Genomic DNA, 15,008 nt, shown 5'->3' with positions numbered 1-15,008 from the left:
ATTGGCGGACCTTTGTGCTTAATCAGCCTATGGAGCCATCGCATTGCCGGTGGGGCCGGTCCTTCTCCGCCTCGGTCAGCGATCGGTGCAAGGGCTTCTTGTACGGGGTCAACAAGGTGTACCCCCAGTGGTGATGACCACGGCTGGGACACGATCCGGAGGTCCACCCTGGCTTCGCATTACTGAGGTTCGAAATTGGGGTTGACGATCCGTCTGGTGATGCCATTCCGTGGTGATAGGAGATGGGACTGACGCAGGAGGGACGTCGCGTCCGGGAATCCTGTGGGCATGGCGAGAGGAGCGTCGAAAGGGACCGGCCGAGCCTTTCGTGGCCATGCCGCTCAGGTGCGGTGTCGGTCCGGGGCTGCCCGCCCGAGGCCTTGGACGTACGGGTCCGGATAGCCGTATCCCATCATGCCGCCGTCTACGGGGATGACTGCCCCAGTGATGTAGGTCGACTGCTCACTGGCCAGCCACAGCGCGGCCTGAGCGATGTCGCTAGGCAGGGCATGCCTGCCCATGGGGTAATAGCTGGCCGACTCCTCCTCACGCCCCTTGTACATCCAGTCGGCGAAGCCGGTTTCGATGGTGCCTGGGGCGATCGCGTTGACCCTCACTCGGGGGGCGAGTTGCGCTCCGAGAGCTTGCGTAAGGTAGATCAGCGCCGCTTTCGAGGCGCCGTACACGGTGACGGGGGGCACCTGGGCCCAGCCTGAGATGGAGGCGTGGTTGATGACCACCCCTCCGTTGTCCCGCATCCACATGTCCCATGCCTGCTGTATGTATCCGAGCGGGGCGAGCACGTTGACCTGCATGATCTTGTCTGCCGCGGAGGTAGGGATATCGATGCAGGGGCCCACGTAGGGATTGACGGCGGCGTTGTTGAACAGGATGTCCACCGATCCGTACTTGCTCAGACACAGTCCGAGGGACACGTGACGATCGTCCTCCAGCGCCACGTGCGCCTTGATCCCGTCGACCCGGTAGCCGTGTCTGTCCGCGAGCCGTTGAACGACGGAGTCGACCCTGGCCTGGTCCCGGCCGGTGATCACGACATTGGCGCCTGTGGCAAGGAACGCCTCGGCTGTTCCCAGGCCCGCGCCTCGCGTGCCGCCCGTGATCAGAGCGGTCCTGCCGCTGAAATCGTATGTGCCCGCTGTTCCAGTCATCGGCACCTCTCGCACCTTCGGTACAACACGTGCTTTCGCTGGAAATCCTTGCGCCACAAAGTTCCGGCCCGCAACGAACAGAGGTGGGATTCTCAGCGCGATGGAGAGGAAGGGGCGGGAGGTGTATGGTTCCAGCTCCCGTCCCCTTCTATCTTTCTTGCGGGGTCAGCCTTGTGGGCCACTTCCTTCCGCGGGAAATTTCTTTGCTATCTCATCGCCACGGGCATCGACTTCCACATCGAGGTCATTAGCGATGTTCGCGTACAGCTCATAGATCGCTTCCAGGATCAGAATCTCCACGATCTGTCCGTCGTTGAAATGGGACGCGAGATGCCGCACAGTCGCTTCGCTCCAGGACTGCAGGGAATCCCGTGAGCACAGCGCTGCGTACAGCGTCTGCTCCGAAGCGTCCAGACTTGCCACGTTGCCTCGAAGGATCTCGGCGGGCGCCAACTCGAGTCGTACCATGGCTGGTTGATGATTCGCCATCACATAGGCGCAACGCCCCTTGCGTCTGGCGGTGGCGAGGACTATCAGTTCACGACACCTGGGGTGAAGCGTGGTGTGAGCGAAGCTCGCTCCGGCCAGCTTGATGACGTAGGCTGCCAAGTTGTCAGCGTTACTGATGATGTGGTTGATGTTGAGGTCGACTCCGAAGTCGCGCAACGCGTTCCTCGTGTGCGCACGCAATCCCGCCTCGTCTGGGTACCCGACTCTTGCCATGGCGTCACCTCCCTCCCTCTATTAAGTAATGTTGAAAGCGTTGAAAGCGAATGTCCTGCACGAATCCCACACGGCGGGATTACGGAATGAGCCCTTTCCAACCTGACGTTTAAGTCCGGCAGTTGGGCTGGCAACATGGTGAAGCCCCTGGTAGATGGGTTTTCGACCAAGAGAACCGTCTCCACCAGAGGCTTCACGTGCTTGATTACCCGTCGGGCGTCGACGTGTCCAGCTCTGCCCTGCGCTTCCTCGCCCAGCAGTTGCGGCGGCACCGCCACGAGATCGGCTCGCGTTGGCGGCGCTTGAGTGCTGGCCGCCAGGCCCTGCTCACGCTCGCTCACCTGCGAGTGGGCCACACGTATGCCCAGCTCGCGGCAGGGTTCGGCGTCGGAACCACGACGGCCTAACGCTACGTCACCGAGGCTGTCGAGTTCCTGGCCGCCCTCGCCCCCAGCCTGGCCGACGCGGTGCGAACCGCGTCGGTGAAGGCATATCTGGTCCTGGACGGCACGCTCCTGCCGATCGACCGCATTGCCGCGGACCGCCCGTTCTACTCCGGCAAGCACCAGAAACACGGGATGAACGTGCAGGTCCTCGCCGACCCCTTCGGTCGGCTGCTGTGGGCCTCACCGGCGCTGCCTGGCGCCGTCCACGATGTCCGCGCAGCTCGTGAACACGGCATCGTCGACGCCTTGACCGAGGCCGGGATCAAGTGCTGGGCCGACAAAGGCTACCGAGGTGTCGGCGGCACGGTCCGCATCCTGTGCTGGGGCCGATGGGAGACCCTTTCCGCAGGCCAGAAGGCAGTGAACCGGTCCCACGCGAAGATCCGAGCACTCGTCGAGCGGGCCATCGCAACCCGCAAGTCCTGGTGGCTCCTTCGCAAACTGCGGTGCTCGACCACTCGGATCACCAAACTCGTCCAGGCCGTCCTCACTCTCGGCGACGGGTGAACGGTGGTTCTGGATCACTTTCCGTGCTGAGCTGACGGACGGTCACTGGCCGGGCCGGGCCGGACGCCGGGGCACGCGGCGAGGAGTACGCGCTTGCGCAGGAGGTCCAGGCCCGCACGGCCGAACATCTGCCGCTTAAGAGTCTTAGAAGTTACGTGGAATCTGCCGGGGTGATCATGTCTCTCCGGTGCAACCACGGACTTGGGAGATGGCTTGAGCGGCACGACGGTGCTCACGGAGAAGTGGCCGGTGTTCGGCCGGCACGAGCAGGCAGCGGCCTGGCTGACGGTCTGGACGGATCTCGGACGTGCACCCCGCACGATCGACGCCTACGGCCGGGGACTGGCCGAGTACCTGCTGATGTGCGAGCGGGAGGGTGTCGACCCGGTCGCCGCGAACCGTTCCCATATCGCCGTCTACGTACGGGAGTTGACCTCGCGGCCGCACCGCCGGGGTGCGAACGTGATCTCGATCGACTCGGGGGCGGGGCTGGCGAACGCGACGATCCAGCAGCGGCTCGTGCCGGTCCGCCTGTTCTACGACTTCCTCATGGAAGAGGGGCTGCGGGAGTCCAACCCCGTCGGCCGGGGGCGCTACACCCCCGGCCGACGGAACGGCGGTCCGCAGCGCGGCCTGGTGCCCCGACTGACGAAGCTGCCGTGGATTCCCGGCGAACAGCAGTGGCTGAACGTCCTGGAGGTCGCCAAGCGCGAGCCGGTACGCAACCGCGTGATGCTCGCCCTGGCCTACGACGCCGCCCTGCGCCGCGAGGAACTGTGCTCACTGCGGACCGACGACGTCGATCCGGCCCACCGCACGCTGCGGATACGAGCGGAAACGACGAAGAACCGGCTGGAGCGGGTGGTGCCCTACTCGGCACCGACCGGGGTACTGCTGTCGGACTACCTCGCCCACCGCGCCCGGATCAGCCGGGCCCGGGGACCGCTGTTCCTGTCGGAATCGCGGCGCAATCACGCCCAGCCGCTGAGCCTGTGGACCTGGTCAAAAGTGGTCCGCAAACTCGCGCTGACCTCCGGTGTCGAGCGGTTCTCCACGCATACCACCCGGCACCTGTGTCTGACCGATCTGGCCCGCATGGGCTGGGAGTTGCACGCGATCGCGTCCTTCGCCGGACACCGTCACACCGACTCGACCCTTCAGTACATCCACCTCTCCGGCCGGGACCTGGCCGACAAGCTGGCCCGCGGCATGGACCACATTCATGCCTGGCGAATACAGATGCTCACCGCCCCGGCCGGCGCGACGGCGGAGGTGTCGCGGTGATCGCATCGTCGCTGGCCATCGTCCCCGAGGACGTCGGCGGTCGCTGGTCCTGGCCGATCATCCCGGACCGCTACGACACGACCGTCAAGGTCCGCCCCGCGGAGACACAGGCCGTCCTCGAACTCGGTGTGCGCAATCTGCGCCGGCTGCAGTACCACGACCCGGCCGCACCGGGCTGGCGCATGATCGCACGGCTGCTGGGTCCGCTGGAGGCGGTCAACTCGGCACTCGACTCACCTCCCACTCCGCACCGCCGAAGGGCCATGCTCGACGTCGTTGCCCTTCTGCTGACGCACAGCGCGCAGACCAGACGGGCCTACTGGGGGTGGACCACGCAGGAGTGGGCCCATCTACTCGGCCGCACCCAGGCCGAGTTCCGGCAGAACGCACCCGCCTGGGCCGGGGACGAAGTCCGCCCCTACCTTGCGGCGCACGCCTACCTGCTCGGCTCCTTCAACGAGTTCCACCAGCTCGGCAGCTTCCAACGCCTCACGCTGTCCTGGAGGATCTTCGGACGCGACCGCGTCACCAGCGAGATCGCCCGCCTCCGCACGGTCCTTGGCGCCTGGGGCTATCAACTGGGCCAGGACGACGACACACTGCTGCCGGCGGTCGCCTGCCAGCTGTTCCTGCTCAACCGCAGCCCGCACCTCGAGGACATGGACACCGCACTGTTCGACAGGGTCCGCCGCGACCGGCTGCTGGAGGGCGCCCGGCTGAACACCCTGCACGCCCTGCAGCGGGCGGTCGCCGCGCTCGGCTTCTGCGATCCACCCCTGCAGAGCACCGGCCGTCACTCGGCGCGGGCCACTGGCGGCGCCAAGATCTGGGAACAGTGGGCCGACCGCTGGCACGACACCTCCACCCTCACCCCGCGCGTCCGCGGCAGCATCCGCTCCACCCTCCTGCGGGTCGGCCGGTGGATCGCCGCCGAACAGCCCGACGCCGCCGATCCCACCGACTGGACCCGGCAGACCTGCGCGACCTGGATCGGCGCACTGGACCGGATGAAAGTCGGCGACTACGTCCAGCGCACGGTCGGCCTCAAGGACCGGCTCGGCAAGCCGCTTGAGGCACCCACCAAGGCCGGACAGATCACTGCGCTGCGGACCTTCTTTCGGGACTGCCAGGAGTGGGAGTGGCTGCCCCGCCGCTTCGACCCACTACGCGCTCTGGCGATCCCCCGCAGCATCACCGCCCTCCTCGGCCCCGACCCACGGGTGATCGCCGACGAGGTCTGGGCGAAGCTGTTGTGGGCCGGCCTCAACCTCGACCCCGCGGATCTTCCACAGACCCGCTCCGGACACTTCTACCCCTTCGAACTGGTCCGCGCGGTCACGCTGACCTGGCTGTTCTCCGGTCAACGCAGCAACGAGATCGCCCGGCTGAGACTGGGCTGCATCCGCTGGCAGCACGACGGGAACTCGATCGCAGGCGACTCGCAACAGGTGCTGGCCCGCGATGCGGTCTGCCTGCTCGACGTCCCGACCCACAAGACCGGCACCGCCTTCACCAAGCCGGTCGACCCGATCCTCGGCCAGGCCATCGACGTCTGGCAGGCCGTCCGCCCGGACCAGCCGAAGTTCACCGACCGCCGCACCGGCGAGCACGTCGAGCTGCTGTTCGCCGTCCGCGCCCGCCGCGTCTCCACCAGCTACATCAACAACACGATCATCCCGATGCTCTGCCGCAAGGCCGGCGTCCCGGACGCCGACGTCCGAGGGAACATCACCAGCCACCGGGCCCGGTCCACCATCGCCAGCCAGCTCTACAACGCCAAGGAACCGATGACGCTGTTCGAGCTGCAAGCCTGGCTCGGACATCGATCGCCACAATCCACCCAGTACTACGCGAAGATCACCCCGAACACTCTGTCCAAGGCGTACTCCGAGGCGGGCTACTTCGAGCGGAACGTCCGCACCATCGAGGTCCTGGTCGACCGCGACGCGGTCACCTCCGGCGCCGCCGCGACCGGCGAACCCTGGCAGCACTACGACCTCGGACACGGCTACTGCACCTACACCTTCTTCGAGCAGTGCCAGCACCGCATGGCCTGCGCACGCTGCGACTTCTACACCCCCAAGGACTCCACGAGAGCCCAACTACTCGAAGCCAGGGGAAACTTGCAGAAAATGGCCGTCTCGATCCCACTCACCGAAGATGAACAAGCAGCCGTCACCGACGGCCAGAGCGCGCTCGACCGCCTCCTCGACAGACTCGCCGACACCCCCACCCCGGCCGGACCGACACCCCGCCAACTCGACGTCCCACCGAACACGCCCCTCCTTCCGATCCTCGACGTCCGCCAGGGCAAACCGCAGCAAGCTTGACAATTCTGATTCCACAGAATGATCCGGTTCACCTGCCCCTCCACCGCGCCCGAGCTGAACGGCAGGCTCAACCCCGCCACCACCGCCCCGAGATCAGAACCGATCCCGTTCACGAACGACACCAATTCGGGCAGGCCGGCGGCCTTCACCTGGTCGATCCAGCTGGCCAGCTGGGTGCGTCCGGTGCGGGCGGTCATCATCTCGGCGAAGGTCCGGACGTGGTCGGCGGTGGCGTCCAACAGTGGGCAGCGGGTGAGGATGCCCTTGAGTTTGAGGGTCTCGTCCGAGGTGAGGCTGTCGGGGTGGCGGGTGATCCAGCTCGTCACGTCGCGGACCGAGGCGGCCGGGTGGAGCGGTCCTGCGGTTGGGTGCCGGATCGCAGGGGACGCAGGTAGTCGCGCAGGACCGTCAGTCCGCCTGAGTAGCCGGCGGCCTTGATCTCGTCGAAGAGTGTCTTCGCGGTGGTGCAGCCCTCCTGCCTCCGCTGGTGCAGGTGGGGCTTGTAGTCGTCCAGGACACTGGTGCGGCCCTGCCACTTGCCCGTTGTGAGTTCCTCGGCGGTGGCGGCGCGGGCGAACTTGCGCACGGCGTTGCGGGCCAGGCCCAGCCGGCGGCCGATCTCCCGCTGAGGCATGCCCTGGGTAAGCAGGTCATGCACGGCTCGGTGGCGCTCGCGGGTGCGGTCGGCGCAATGGTGGGCGGCCCGGTTCGTCTTTGCCGCTGCGGTGCTCGTCTCCAGTTCGGCGAGCGCCGCCGCGGACTCCTCGGTGGTGGGAACCTGGGCGGGTTCGCGCAGTTGGGTGGAGTGCCGGGTGACGCAGCGTTCCACGGCCTCGGTGAGGTTGTGGAGCGAGTGCCAGCGGTCCGCGACCTGGACCGCGTCCGGTGCGCCGAGCCGGCGCCTTCGGCATAGCCGGCGGCACGGTCGCGGCAGATGACCTCGACTCCGGGGTGGTCAGTCAGCCAGCGGGCCAGGGTGGCGGACTCGCGGTCGGGCAGCAGGTCAACGGGCCGGCGGGTCTCAACGTTGATCAGGACGGTGCCGTAAACGTGGCCCTTGAGCAGGGCGAAGTCGTCGACCCCGAGCACCCGAGGCGTCGTTGTCACCGGGTCGGGCATCGCGCGGATCAACCGCAGCAGGGTCGAGCGACTGACCTTGGAGCTGAGCACGTCGGCCAGCCGAGCGCCGGCGCGCCCGGCCAGCATCAGCGCCACCGCCTGCAAAATCACGTGCAGTCGCAGGCTCCGACGGCCGTAGCGGAAGGTGACTCCTGCGACCTGCTCGACGAACGTCGTGTGGGAACACGACACAGCCAGGCAGCGGAAGCGTCGGACCTGCAGCTTCACGACCGCCCGGCGCCCACCGACCGCAGAGTCCGCCAGCCGGCGTTCGTACCGACTGTGGACGCGGCGCGATCGTTCGCCGCATGCCGGGCAGACCACGTCCCGCGCACCCGCCCGGGCCGCGACCGTCACACTGTCGTCGCCGACCTCGATGTTCGCTATCTCCAAGCCGTCCAGATGAGGGAACAGGATCTCCTCAACAACCAAGCAGCTCACGGCCGTTGATCATCACGTACGCGGTGCGAACCGGGCCGAGAAGCACCGAAAGTGATCACAAGTCGTTGGTGTCGTTCGTGAACGGGATTGGTTCTGATCTCGGGGCGGTGGTGGCGGGGTTGAGCCTACCGTTCAGCTCGGGCGCGGTGGAGGGGCAGGTGAACCGGATCATTCTGTGGAATCAGAATTGTCAAGCTTGCTGCGGTTTGCCCTGGCGGACGTCGAGGATCGGAAGGAGGGGCGTGTTCGGTGGGACGTCGAGTTGGCGGGGTGTCGGTCCGGCCGGGGTGGGGGTGTCGGCGAGTCTGTCGAGGAGGCGGTCGAGCGCGCTCTGGCCGTCGGTGACGGCTGCTTGTTCATCTTCGGTGAGTGGGATCGAGACGGCCATTTTCTGCAAGTTTCCCCTGGCTTCGAGTAGTTGGGCTCTCGTGGAGTCCTTGGGGGTGTAGAAGTCGCAGCGTGCGCAGGCCATGCGGTGCTGGCACTGCTCGAAGAAGGTGTAGGTGCAGTAGCCGTGTCCGAGGTCGTAGTGCTGCCAGGGTTCGCCGGTCGCGGCGGCGCCGGAGGTGACCGCGTCGCGGTCGACCAGGACCTCGATGGTGCGGACGTTCCGCTCGAAGTAGCCCGCCTCGGAGTACGCCTTGGACAGAGTGTTCGGGGTGATCTTCGCGTAGTACTGGGTGGATTGTGGCGATCGATGTCCGAGCCAGGCTTGCAGCTCGAACAGCGTCATCGGTTCCTTGGCGTTGTAGAGCTGGCTGGCGATGGTGGACCGGGCCCGGTGGCTGGTGATGTTCCCTCGGACGTCGGCGTCCGGGACGCCGGCCTTGCGGCAGAGCATCGGGATGATCGTGTTGTTGATGTAGCTGGTGGAGACGCGGCGGGCGCGGACGGCGAACAGCAGCTCGACGTGCTCGCCGGTGCGGCGGTCGGTGAACTTCGGCTGGTCCGGGCGGACGGCCTGCCAGACGTCGATGGCCTGGCCGAGGATCGGGTCGACCGGCTTGGTGAAGGCGGTGCCGGTCTTGTGGGTCGGGACGTCGAGCAGGCAGACCGCATCGCGGGCCAGCACCTGTTGCGAGTCGCCTGCGATCGAGTTCCCGTCGTGCTGCCAGCGGATGCAGCCCAGTCTCAGCCGGGCGATCTCGTTGCTGCGTTGACCGGAGAACAGCCAGGTCAGCGTGACCGCGCGGACCAGTTCGAAGGGGTAGAAGTGTCCGGAGCGGGTCTGTGGAAGATCCGCGGGGTCGAGGTTGAGGCCGGCCCACAACAGCTTCGCCCAGACCTCGTCGGCGATCACCCGTGGGTCGGGGCCGAGGAGGGCGGTGATGCTGCGGGGGATCGCCAGAGCGCGTAGTGGGTCGAAGCGGCGGGGCAGCCACTCCCACTCCTGGCAGTCCCGAAAGAAGGTCCGCAGCGCAGTGATCTGTCCGGCCTTGGTGGGTGCCTCAAGCGGCTTGCCGAGCCGGTCCTTGAGGCCGACCGTGCGCTGGACGTAGTCGCCGACTTTCATCCGGTCCAGTGCGCCGATCCAGGTCGCGCAGGTCTGCCGGGTCCAGTCGGTGGGATCGGCGGCGTCGGGCTGTTCGGCGGCGATCCACCGGCCGACCCGCAGGAGGGTGGAGCGGATGCTGCCGCGGACGCGCGGGGTGAGGGTGGAGGTGTCGTGCCAGCGGTCGGCCCACTGTTCCCAGATCTTGGCGCCGCCAGTGGCCCGCGCCGAGTGACGGCCGGTGCTCTGCAGGGGTGGATCGCAGAAGCCGAGCGCGGCGACCGCCCGCTGCAGGGCGTGCAGGGTGTTCAGCCGGGCGCCCTCCAGCAGCCGGTCGCGGCGGACCCTGTCGAACAGTGCGGTGTCCATGTCCTCGAGGTGCGGGCTGCGGTTGAGCAGGAACAGCTGGCAGGCGACCGCCGGCAGCAGTGTGTCGTCGTCCTGGCCCAGTTGATAGCCCCAGGCGCCAAGGACCGTGCGGAGGCGGGCGATCTCGCTGGTGACGCGGTCGCGTCCGAAGATCCTCCAGGACAGCGTGAGGCGTTGGAAGCTGCCGAGCTGGTGGAACTCGTTGAAGGAGCCGAGCAGGTAGGCGTGCGCCGCAAGGTAGGGGCGGACTTCGTCCCCGGCCCAGGCGGGTGCGTTCTGCCGGAACTCGGCCTGGGTGCGGCCGAGTAGATGGGCCCACTCCTGCGTGGTCCACCCCCAGTAGGCCCGTCTGGTCTGCGCGCTGTGCGTCAGCAGAAGGGCAACGACGTCGAGCATGGCCCTTCGGCGGTGCGGAGTGGGAGGTGAGTCGAGTGCCGAGTTGACCGCCTCCAGCGGACCCAGCAGCCGTGCGATCATGCGCCAGCCCGGTGCGGCCGGGTCGTGGTACTGCAGCCGGCGCAGATTGCGCACACCGAGTTCGAGGACGGCCTGTGTCTCCGCGGGGCGGACCTTGACGGTCGTGTCGTAGCGGTCCGGGATGATCGGCCAGGACCAGCGACCGCCGACGTCCTCGGGGACGATGGCCAGCGACGATGCGATCACCGCGACACCTCCGCCGTCGCGCCGGCCGGGGCGGTGAGCATCTGTATTCGCCAGGCATGAATGTGGTCCATGCCGCGGGCCAGCTTGTCGGCCAGGTCCCGGCCGGAGAGGTGGATGTACTGAAGGGTCGAGTCGGTGTGACGGTGTCCGGCGAAGGACGCGATCGCGTGCAACTCCCAGCCCATGCGGGCCAGATCGGTCAGACACAGGTGCCGGGTGGTATGCGTGGAGAACCGCTCGACACCGGAGGTCAGCGCGAGTTTGCGGACCACTTTTGACCAGGTCCACAGGCTCAGCGGCTGGGCGTGATTGCGCCGCGATTCCGACAGGAACAGCGGTCCCCGGGCCCGGCTGATCCGGGCGCGGTGGGCGAGGTAGTCCGACAGCAGTACCCCGGTCGGTGCCGAGTAGGGCACCACCCGCTCCAGCCGGTTCTTCGTCGTTTCCGCTCGTATCCGCAGCGTGCGGTGGGCCGGATCGACGTCGTCGGTCCGCAGTGAGCACAGTTCCTCGCGGCGCAGGGCGGCGTCGTAGGCCAGGGCGAGCATCACGCGGTTGCGTACCGGCTCGCGCTTGGCGACCTCCAGGACGTTCAGCCACTGCTGTTCGCCGGGAATCCACGGCAGCTTCGTCAGTCGGGGCACCAGGCCGCGCTGCGGACCGCCGTTCCGTCGGCCGGGGGTGTAGCGCCCCCGGCCGACGGGGTTGGACTCCCGCAGCCCCTCTTCCATGAGGAAGTCGTAGAACAGGCGGACCGGCACGAGCCGCTGCTGGATCGTCGCGTTCGCCAGCCCCGCCCCCGAGTCGATCGAGATCACGTTCGCACCCCGGCGGTGCGGCCGCGAGGTCAACTCCCGTACGTAGACGGCGATATGGGAACGGTTCGCGGCGACCGGGTCGACACCCTCCCGCTCGCACATCAGCAGGTACTCGGCCAGTCCCCGGCCGTAGGCGTCGATCGTGCGGGGTGCACGTCCGAGATCCGTCCAGACCGTCAGCCAGGCCGCTGCCTGCTCGTGCCGGCCGAACACCGGCCACTTCTCCGTGAGCACCGTCGTGCCGCTCAAGCCATCTCCCAAGTCCGTGGTTGCACCGGAGAGACATGATCACCCCGGCAGATTCCACGTAACTTCTAAGACGCTCAAGCGGCAGATGCTCGGCCGTGCGGGCCTGGACCTCCTGCGCAAGCGCGTACTCCTCGCCGCGTGCCCCGGCGTCCGGCCCGGCCAGTGACCGTCCGTCAGCTCAGCACGGAAAGTGATCCAGAACCACCGTTCACCCGTCGCCGACACCTCACCCTCCATCTGACCAGCTCAGAGTGAGGATGGAAAACGCTCAGTGGCTCGACGAGGATGGGCACCCGCGGGTGGCGGTCGAGGCGCGGATGGGGCACGAGCTCGGGGGCGTGGAGGGTGTGTACGCGAACGTGACGCCGGGGATGGAGCTGCGGATCGCGGAAACGCTGCAGGAGCGATGGGAGAAGTTCATGGGAGAGGAGCGGAATGTGTGGCTGCCGCCTGTTCCCAGTCTTCTCCCAGTTGATCTTTCAAATCGTGTTCCCACGTAGGTCAGCGCGCATGTTTCTCTAGGTGTCGATTGATGCCGCAGAACAGCACCCGCAGCCCGCTCGCGACCACGTCCGGGACGACGCGGTCGCGAGCGGCCTCCAACTCCTCGGGGGTGAAGCGCATGTCAGACCTTGGTCAGAGGATGGCGCCCGGCGCGTAGGCGGCGGCCTCGGGGTGCCGCTTGGCGATCTCCTCGATGCGGGCGACCACCGTCGCCACCTGGTCGCCGGCCGCGCCGGTGAAGGAGAGCTTGTCGGCCATCAGCTCGGCCAACTGCGCCTGGTCCAGCGGGATCCGGGCGTCCGCGGCCAGCTTGTCCAGCAGCTCGTTGCGCTCCGCGCCCTGCTCGCGCATGGCCAGCGCCGAGGCGACCGCGTTCTCCTTGATCGCCTCGTGTGCCTCCTCGCGGCCGACGCCGGCGCGCACGGCACCCATCAACACCTTGGTCGTGGCGAGGAAGGGGAGGTAGCGGTCCAGTTCGCGGGCGACGACGGCGGGGAAGGCGCCGAACTCGTCGAGCACGGTCAGGAAGGTCTCCAGCAGACCGTCCAGCGCGAAGAAGGAGTCGGGGAGCGCGACCCGGCGGACCACGGAGCAGGACACATCGCCCTCGTTCCACTGGTCGCCGGCCAGCTCGCCGGCCATCGAGGCGTAGCCGCGCAGGATCACCATCAGGCCGTTGACGCGCTCGCAGGAGCGGGTGTTCATCTTGTGCGGCATCGCCGAGGAGCCGACCTGGCCGGGCTTGAAGCCCTCGGTCACCAGCTCGTGCCCGGCCATCAGCCGGACCGTCTTGGCCAGCGACGACGGCGCGGCGGCCAACTGCACCAGCGCGGTCACCACCTCGTAGTCCAGGGACCGCGGGTAGACCTGGCCGACGGAGCTGAACGCCTGCCCGAAGCCGAGGTGGGCGGCGATCCGCTGCTCCAGTTCGGCCAGCTTCGCGGCGTCCCCGCCGAGCAGGTCGAGCATGTCCTGGGCGGTGCCGACCGGCCCCTTGATGCCGCGCAGCGGGTAACGGGAGAGCAGTTCCTCGACCCGCCCGAAGGCGACCAGCAGTTCGTCCGCGGCGGTCGCGAAGCGCTTGCCGAGCGTCGTGGCCTGCGCGGCGACGTTGTGCGAGCGACCGGCCATGACCAGCTCGGCGTGCTGGGCGGCCAGCGAACCGAGGCGCGCCAGCACCGCGACCGTGCGGTCCCGCACCAGCTCCAGCGAGAGCCGGACCTGGAGCTGCTCGACGTTCTCGGTCAGGTCCCGGGAGGTCATGCCCTTGTGGATCTGCTCGTGCCCGGACAGGGCGTTGAACTCCTCGATCCGGGCCTTGACGTCGTGCCGGGTGACCTTCTCCCGCTCGGCGATCGAGGCCAGGTCGACGGTGTCCAGCACCCGCTCGTAGTCGGCCAGAGCCGCCTCGGGGACCGCCACGCCCAGGTCCTTCTGGGCGCGCAGCACCGCCAGCCACAGCTTCCGCTCCAGCTTGACCTTGTACTCGGGGGACCACAGGACGGCCAGCTCCGCGGAGGCGTAGCGGCCGGCCAGGACATTGGGGATGCGAGGCTTCGCAGACACAGCAGTCACGTGGTGAGAGTCTACTGGCGGTTTGCGCAGGCCAGCGCCCCGGTCCCGGCTGTGCTTTCCTACAGGCGCGGGCCCGCGGAGGGCGCGCGCATCTCCAGGCCGTCAGTCCTCGTCGTCTTCCGCCCGGCGCTCGCCCTCCGCCTGGGACGGCTGGGTGCGCATCGTCTCGGGGTGCCGCGGCTCGTTGGGGTCCCTGTCCTCGTCCAGTCGCTCGCCCTCGGCCTGCGACGGAGTGGTGTACTCGTCGTACTGGCTCATGGCCGCCTCCGCACGAATCGGAACGGGTGCGTGCACAACGAGCGTAACGCTTGGCGGAGGTGTCGGCCCGGGCCCGTTCGCCGCGCGACGGGCGCCCGGACGGCACGGGGCGCCCGCGGTCGTGCGGACCGCGCGGGCAGGCGCACAGCGGGTGGCCCGGCAGGCCGCGCGGATCAGGGTCCGACCGGTCGCCAGCCCGTCACGGGGCCGGGGTCGGTGTGGTCCGTCGGCGATATCCAGAAGGGCCGGCCGAGTTCGGCGCTGAACTGGGCGCCCGTCCGGCCGTCCCCCGTGGAGCGTCCGGTGAGCCGGCGGCCGATCCACGGCACCAGGTGCGCGCGGGCGAACCGCAGGTCGGCGGTGCGCCGGTCGGTCCAGCGCGGTGGGACCGGGGGCGGCAGCGGCGCGTCCCAGTCCGACTCCGCCGGCAGGCCCAGGGCCTGCCAGACCGCCTCGGCGACCCGGCGGTGCCCCTCGGCGTTCAGGTGCAGCCGGTCCTCGGCCCACAGCCGCGGATCGGCCAGCGCCGCGGAGGAGTAGAGGTCCACGACCAGCGCGCCGTGCCGGGCGGCCAGTTCGTCGATCCGCGCGAACAGCCGCTCCATCCGCGGCCGGAAGCGCTCCAGCACCGGTCCGCGGCGGCCCGGGCTGCGCATCAGCACCAACTGCCCGCCGCCGCGCGCCAGTAGCTCCGCGCACTCCGCCAGCCGCGCGCAGACCCGCTCCACGTCGCACTTGGGGCGCAGCACGTCGTTGAGCCCGCCGACCAGCGTCACCAGGTCCGCGCCCATCGAGGCGGCCGGGCCGCACTGTTCGTCGGCGATCTGGTCGATCAGTTTGCCGCGCACCGCGAGGTTGGCGTACCGGAAGCCGGGCGCCCTGGTGGCCAGGCGGGCGGCGAGCAGGTCCGCCCAGCCCCGGTAGGAGCCGTCCGGGAGGTCGTCCGACATTCCCTCGGTGAAGCTGTCGCCGACCGCGACGAAGTTGGTGTAGGGCGCATTCATCTCCATGGCGCGGTGATCCTATCCCGCGGTGTACGGTCGACGGCGGTCGGAGTGCCG

General features: G+C 68.3%; 11 protein-coding genes and 3 pseudogenes. 4 read left to right on the top strand and 10 right to left on the bottom strand.

Annotated features, from left to right (window positions below):
* Positions 1 to 341: 341 nt before the first annotated feature.
* Both PV796_RS06305 and PV796_RS06300 read right to left on the bottom strand, forming a co-directional pair.
* Positions 342 to 1,169 carry an SDR family oxidoreductase gene (locus PV796_RS06305; protein ID WP_274911920.1) on the bottom strand — a complete coding sequence of 276 codons (828 nt, stop codon included), beginning with the start codon at positions 1,167 to 1,169 and terminating at the stop codon, positions 342 to 344.
* A 165-nt stretch (positions 1,170 to 1,334) separates the two neighbouring features.
* Positions 1,335 to 1,892: a hypothetical protein gene (locus PV796_RS06300; RefSeq protein WP_274911919.1), complete on the bottom strand. Its 558-nt coding sequence runs from the start codon at positions 1,890 to 1,892 to the stop codon at positions 1,335 to 1,337.
* A 197-nt stretch (positions 1,893 to 2,089) separates the two neighbouring features.
* Between PV796_RS06300 and PV796_RS06295 the strand changes: the two are divergent.
* From PV796_RS06295 to PV796_RS06285, 3 genes and pseudogenes are all read left to right on the top strand, one after another.
* Positions 2,090 to 2,845: pseudogene (locus tag PV796_RS06295) on the top strand (transposase family protein).
* A gap of 213 nt (positions 2,846 to 3,058) precedes the next feature.
* The gene (locus PV796_RS06290; protein WP_274911917.1) at positions 3,059 to 4,129 is read left to right on the top strand and encodes a tyrosine-type recombinase/integrase; all 1,071 of its coding nucleotides are present in this window, start codon (positions 3,059 to 3,061) and stop codon (positions 4,127 to 4,129) included.
* Positions 4,126 to 6,459, top strand: a complete 2,334-nt coding sequence (locus PV796_RS06285) for a tyrosine-type recombinase/integrase (RefSeq protein WP_274911918.1) — start codon at positions 4,126 to 4,128, stop codon at positions 6,457 to 6,459. Before PV796_RS06290 ends, PV796_RS06285 begins: the two co-directional genes overlap by 4 nt.
* Before the next feature lie 322 nt (positions 6,460 to 6,781).
* Here the strand turns inward: PV796_RS06285 and PV796_RS06275 are convergent, their stop codons facing one another.
* The 4 genes and pseudogenes from PV796_RS06275 to PV796_RS06260 form a co-directional block, all read right to left on the bottom strand.
* The gene (locus PV796_RS06275) at positions 6,782 to 7,288 is read right to left on the bottom strand and encodes a hypothetical protein (RefSeq protein ID WP_274919401.1); all 507 of its coding nucleotides are present in this window, start codon (positions 7,286 to 7,288) and stop codon (positions 6,782 to 6,784) included.
* 131 nt (positions 7,289 to 7,419) lie between these two features.
* Positions 7,420 to 7,902 (bottom strand): annotated as a pseudogene (locus PV796_RS06270) (transposase family protein); the annotation flags it as partial.
* A gap of 307 nt (positions 7,903 to 8,209) precedes the next feature.
* On the bottom strand, positions 8,210 to 10,543 hold the full coding sequence (locus tag PV796_RS06265; protein WP_274911918.1) for a tyrosine-type recombinase/integrase: 2,334 nt from the start codon (positions 10,541 to 10,543) through the stop codon (positions 8,210 to 8,212).
* Complete coding sequence (locus PV796_RS06260; RefSeq protein ID WP_274911917.1) at positions 10,540 to 11,610, bottom strand: tyrosine-type recombinase/integrase; 1,071 nt, start codon at positions 11,608 to 11,610, stop codon at positions 10,540 to 10,542. The genes PV796_RS06265 and PV796_RS06260 overlap by 4 nt, the downstream gene beginning before the upstream one ends.
* Positions 11,611 to 11,861: 251 nt before the next feature.
* On the opposite strand from PV796_RS06260, the gene PV796_RS06255 reads away from it, so the two are divergent.
* Entirely contained in the window at positions 11,862 to 12,110 is a 249-nt protein-coding gene (locus PV796_RS06255; RefSeq protein ID WP_274911916.1) for a hypothetical protein, read from the top strand.
* A 28-nt stretch (positions 12,111 to 12,138) separates the two neighbouring features.
* Here the strand turns inward: PV796_RS06255 and PV796_RS06250 are convergent.
* The 4 genes and pseudogenes from PV796_RS06250 to PV796_RS06235 form a co-directional block, all read right to left on the bottom strand.
* A pseudogene (locus PV796_RS06250) lies at positions 12,139 to 12,234 on the bottom strand (mismatch-specific DNA-glycosylase); the annotation flags it as partial.
* 12 nt (positions 12,235 to 12,246) lie between these two features.
* Positions 12,247 to 13,680, bottom strand: coding sequence for an adenylosuccinate lyase (purB, locus tag PV796_RS06245; protein WP_274918883.1), 1,434 nt, complete (start codon positions 13,678 to 13,680; stop codon positions 12,247 to 12,249).
* Positions 13,681 to 13,791: 111 nt separating this feature from the next.
* Positions 13,792 to 13,947 (bottom strand): hypothetical protein, encoded by a 156-nt coding sequence (locus PV796_RS06240; protein ID WP_274911915.1) that lies wholly within the window; start codon positions 13,945 to 13,947, stop codon positions 13,792 to 13,794.
* 173 nt (positions 13,948 to 14,120) lie between these two features.
* Positions 14,121 to 14,957 carry an SGNH/GDSL hydrolase family protein gene (locus tag PV796_RS06235; RefSeq protein WP_274911914.1) on the bottom strand — a complete coding sequence of 279 codons (837 nt, stop codon included), beginning with the start codon at positions 14,955 to 14,957 and terminating at the stop codon, positions 14,121 to 14,123.
* Positions 14,958 to 15,008 lie beyond the last annotated feature (51 nt).

The organism is Streptomyces sp. WZ-12 (assembly GCF_028898845.1).
Taxonomy (GTDB): domain Bacteria; phylum Actinomycetota; class Actinomycetes; order Streptomycetales; family Streptomycetaceae; genus Streptomyces.
This window is presented reverse-complemented; position numbering and strand designations above follow the sequence as displayed.

Bases quoted from the DNA above. Each gene is read 5' to 3' on its own strand.
- PV796_RS06305 (WP_274911920.1), bottom strand. From the start codon at position 1,169: ATGACTGGAACAGCGGGCACATACGATTTCAGCGGCAGGACCGCTCTG.
- PV796_RS06300 (WP_274911919.1), bottom strand. From the start codon at position 1,892: ATGGCAAGAGTCGGGTACCCAGACGAGGCGGGATTGCGTGCGCACACG.
- PV796_RS06235 (WP_274911914.1), bottom strand. From the start codon at position 14,957: ATGGAGATGAATGCGCCCTACACCAACTTCGTCGCGGTCGGCGACAGC.
- PV796_RS06240 (WP_274911915.1), bottom strand. From the start codon at position 13,947: ATGAGCCAGTACGACGAGTACACCACTCCGTCGCAGGCCGAGGGCGAG.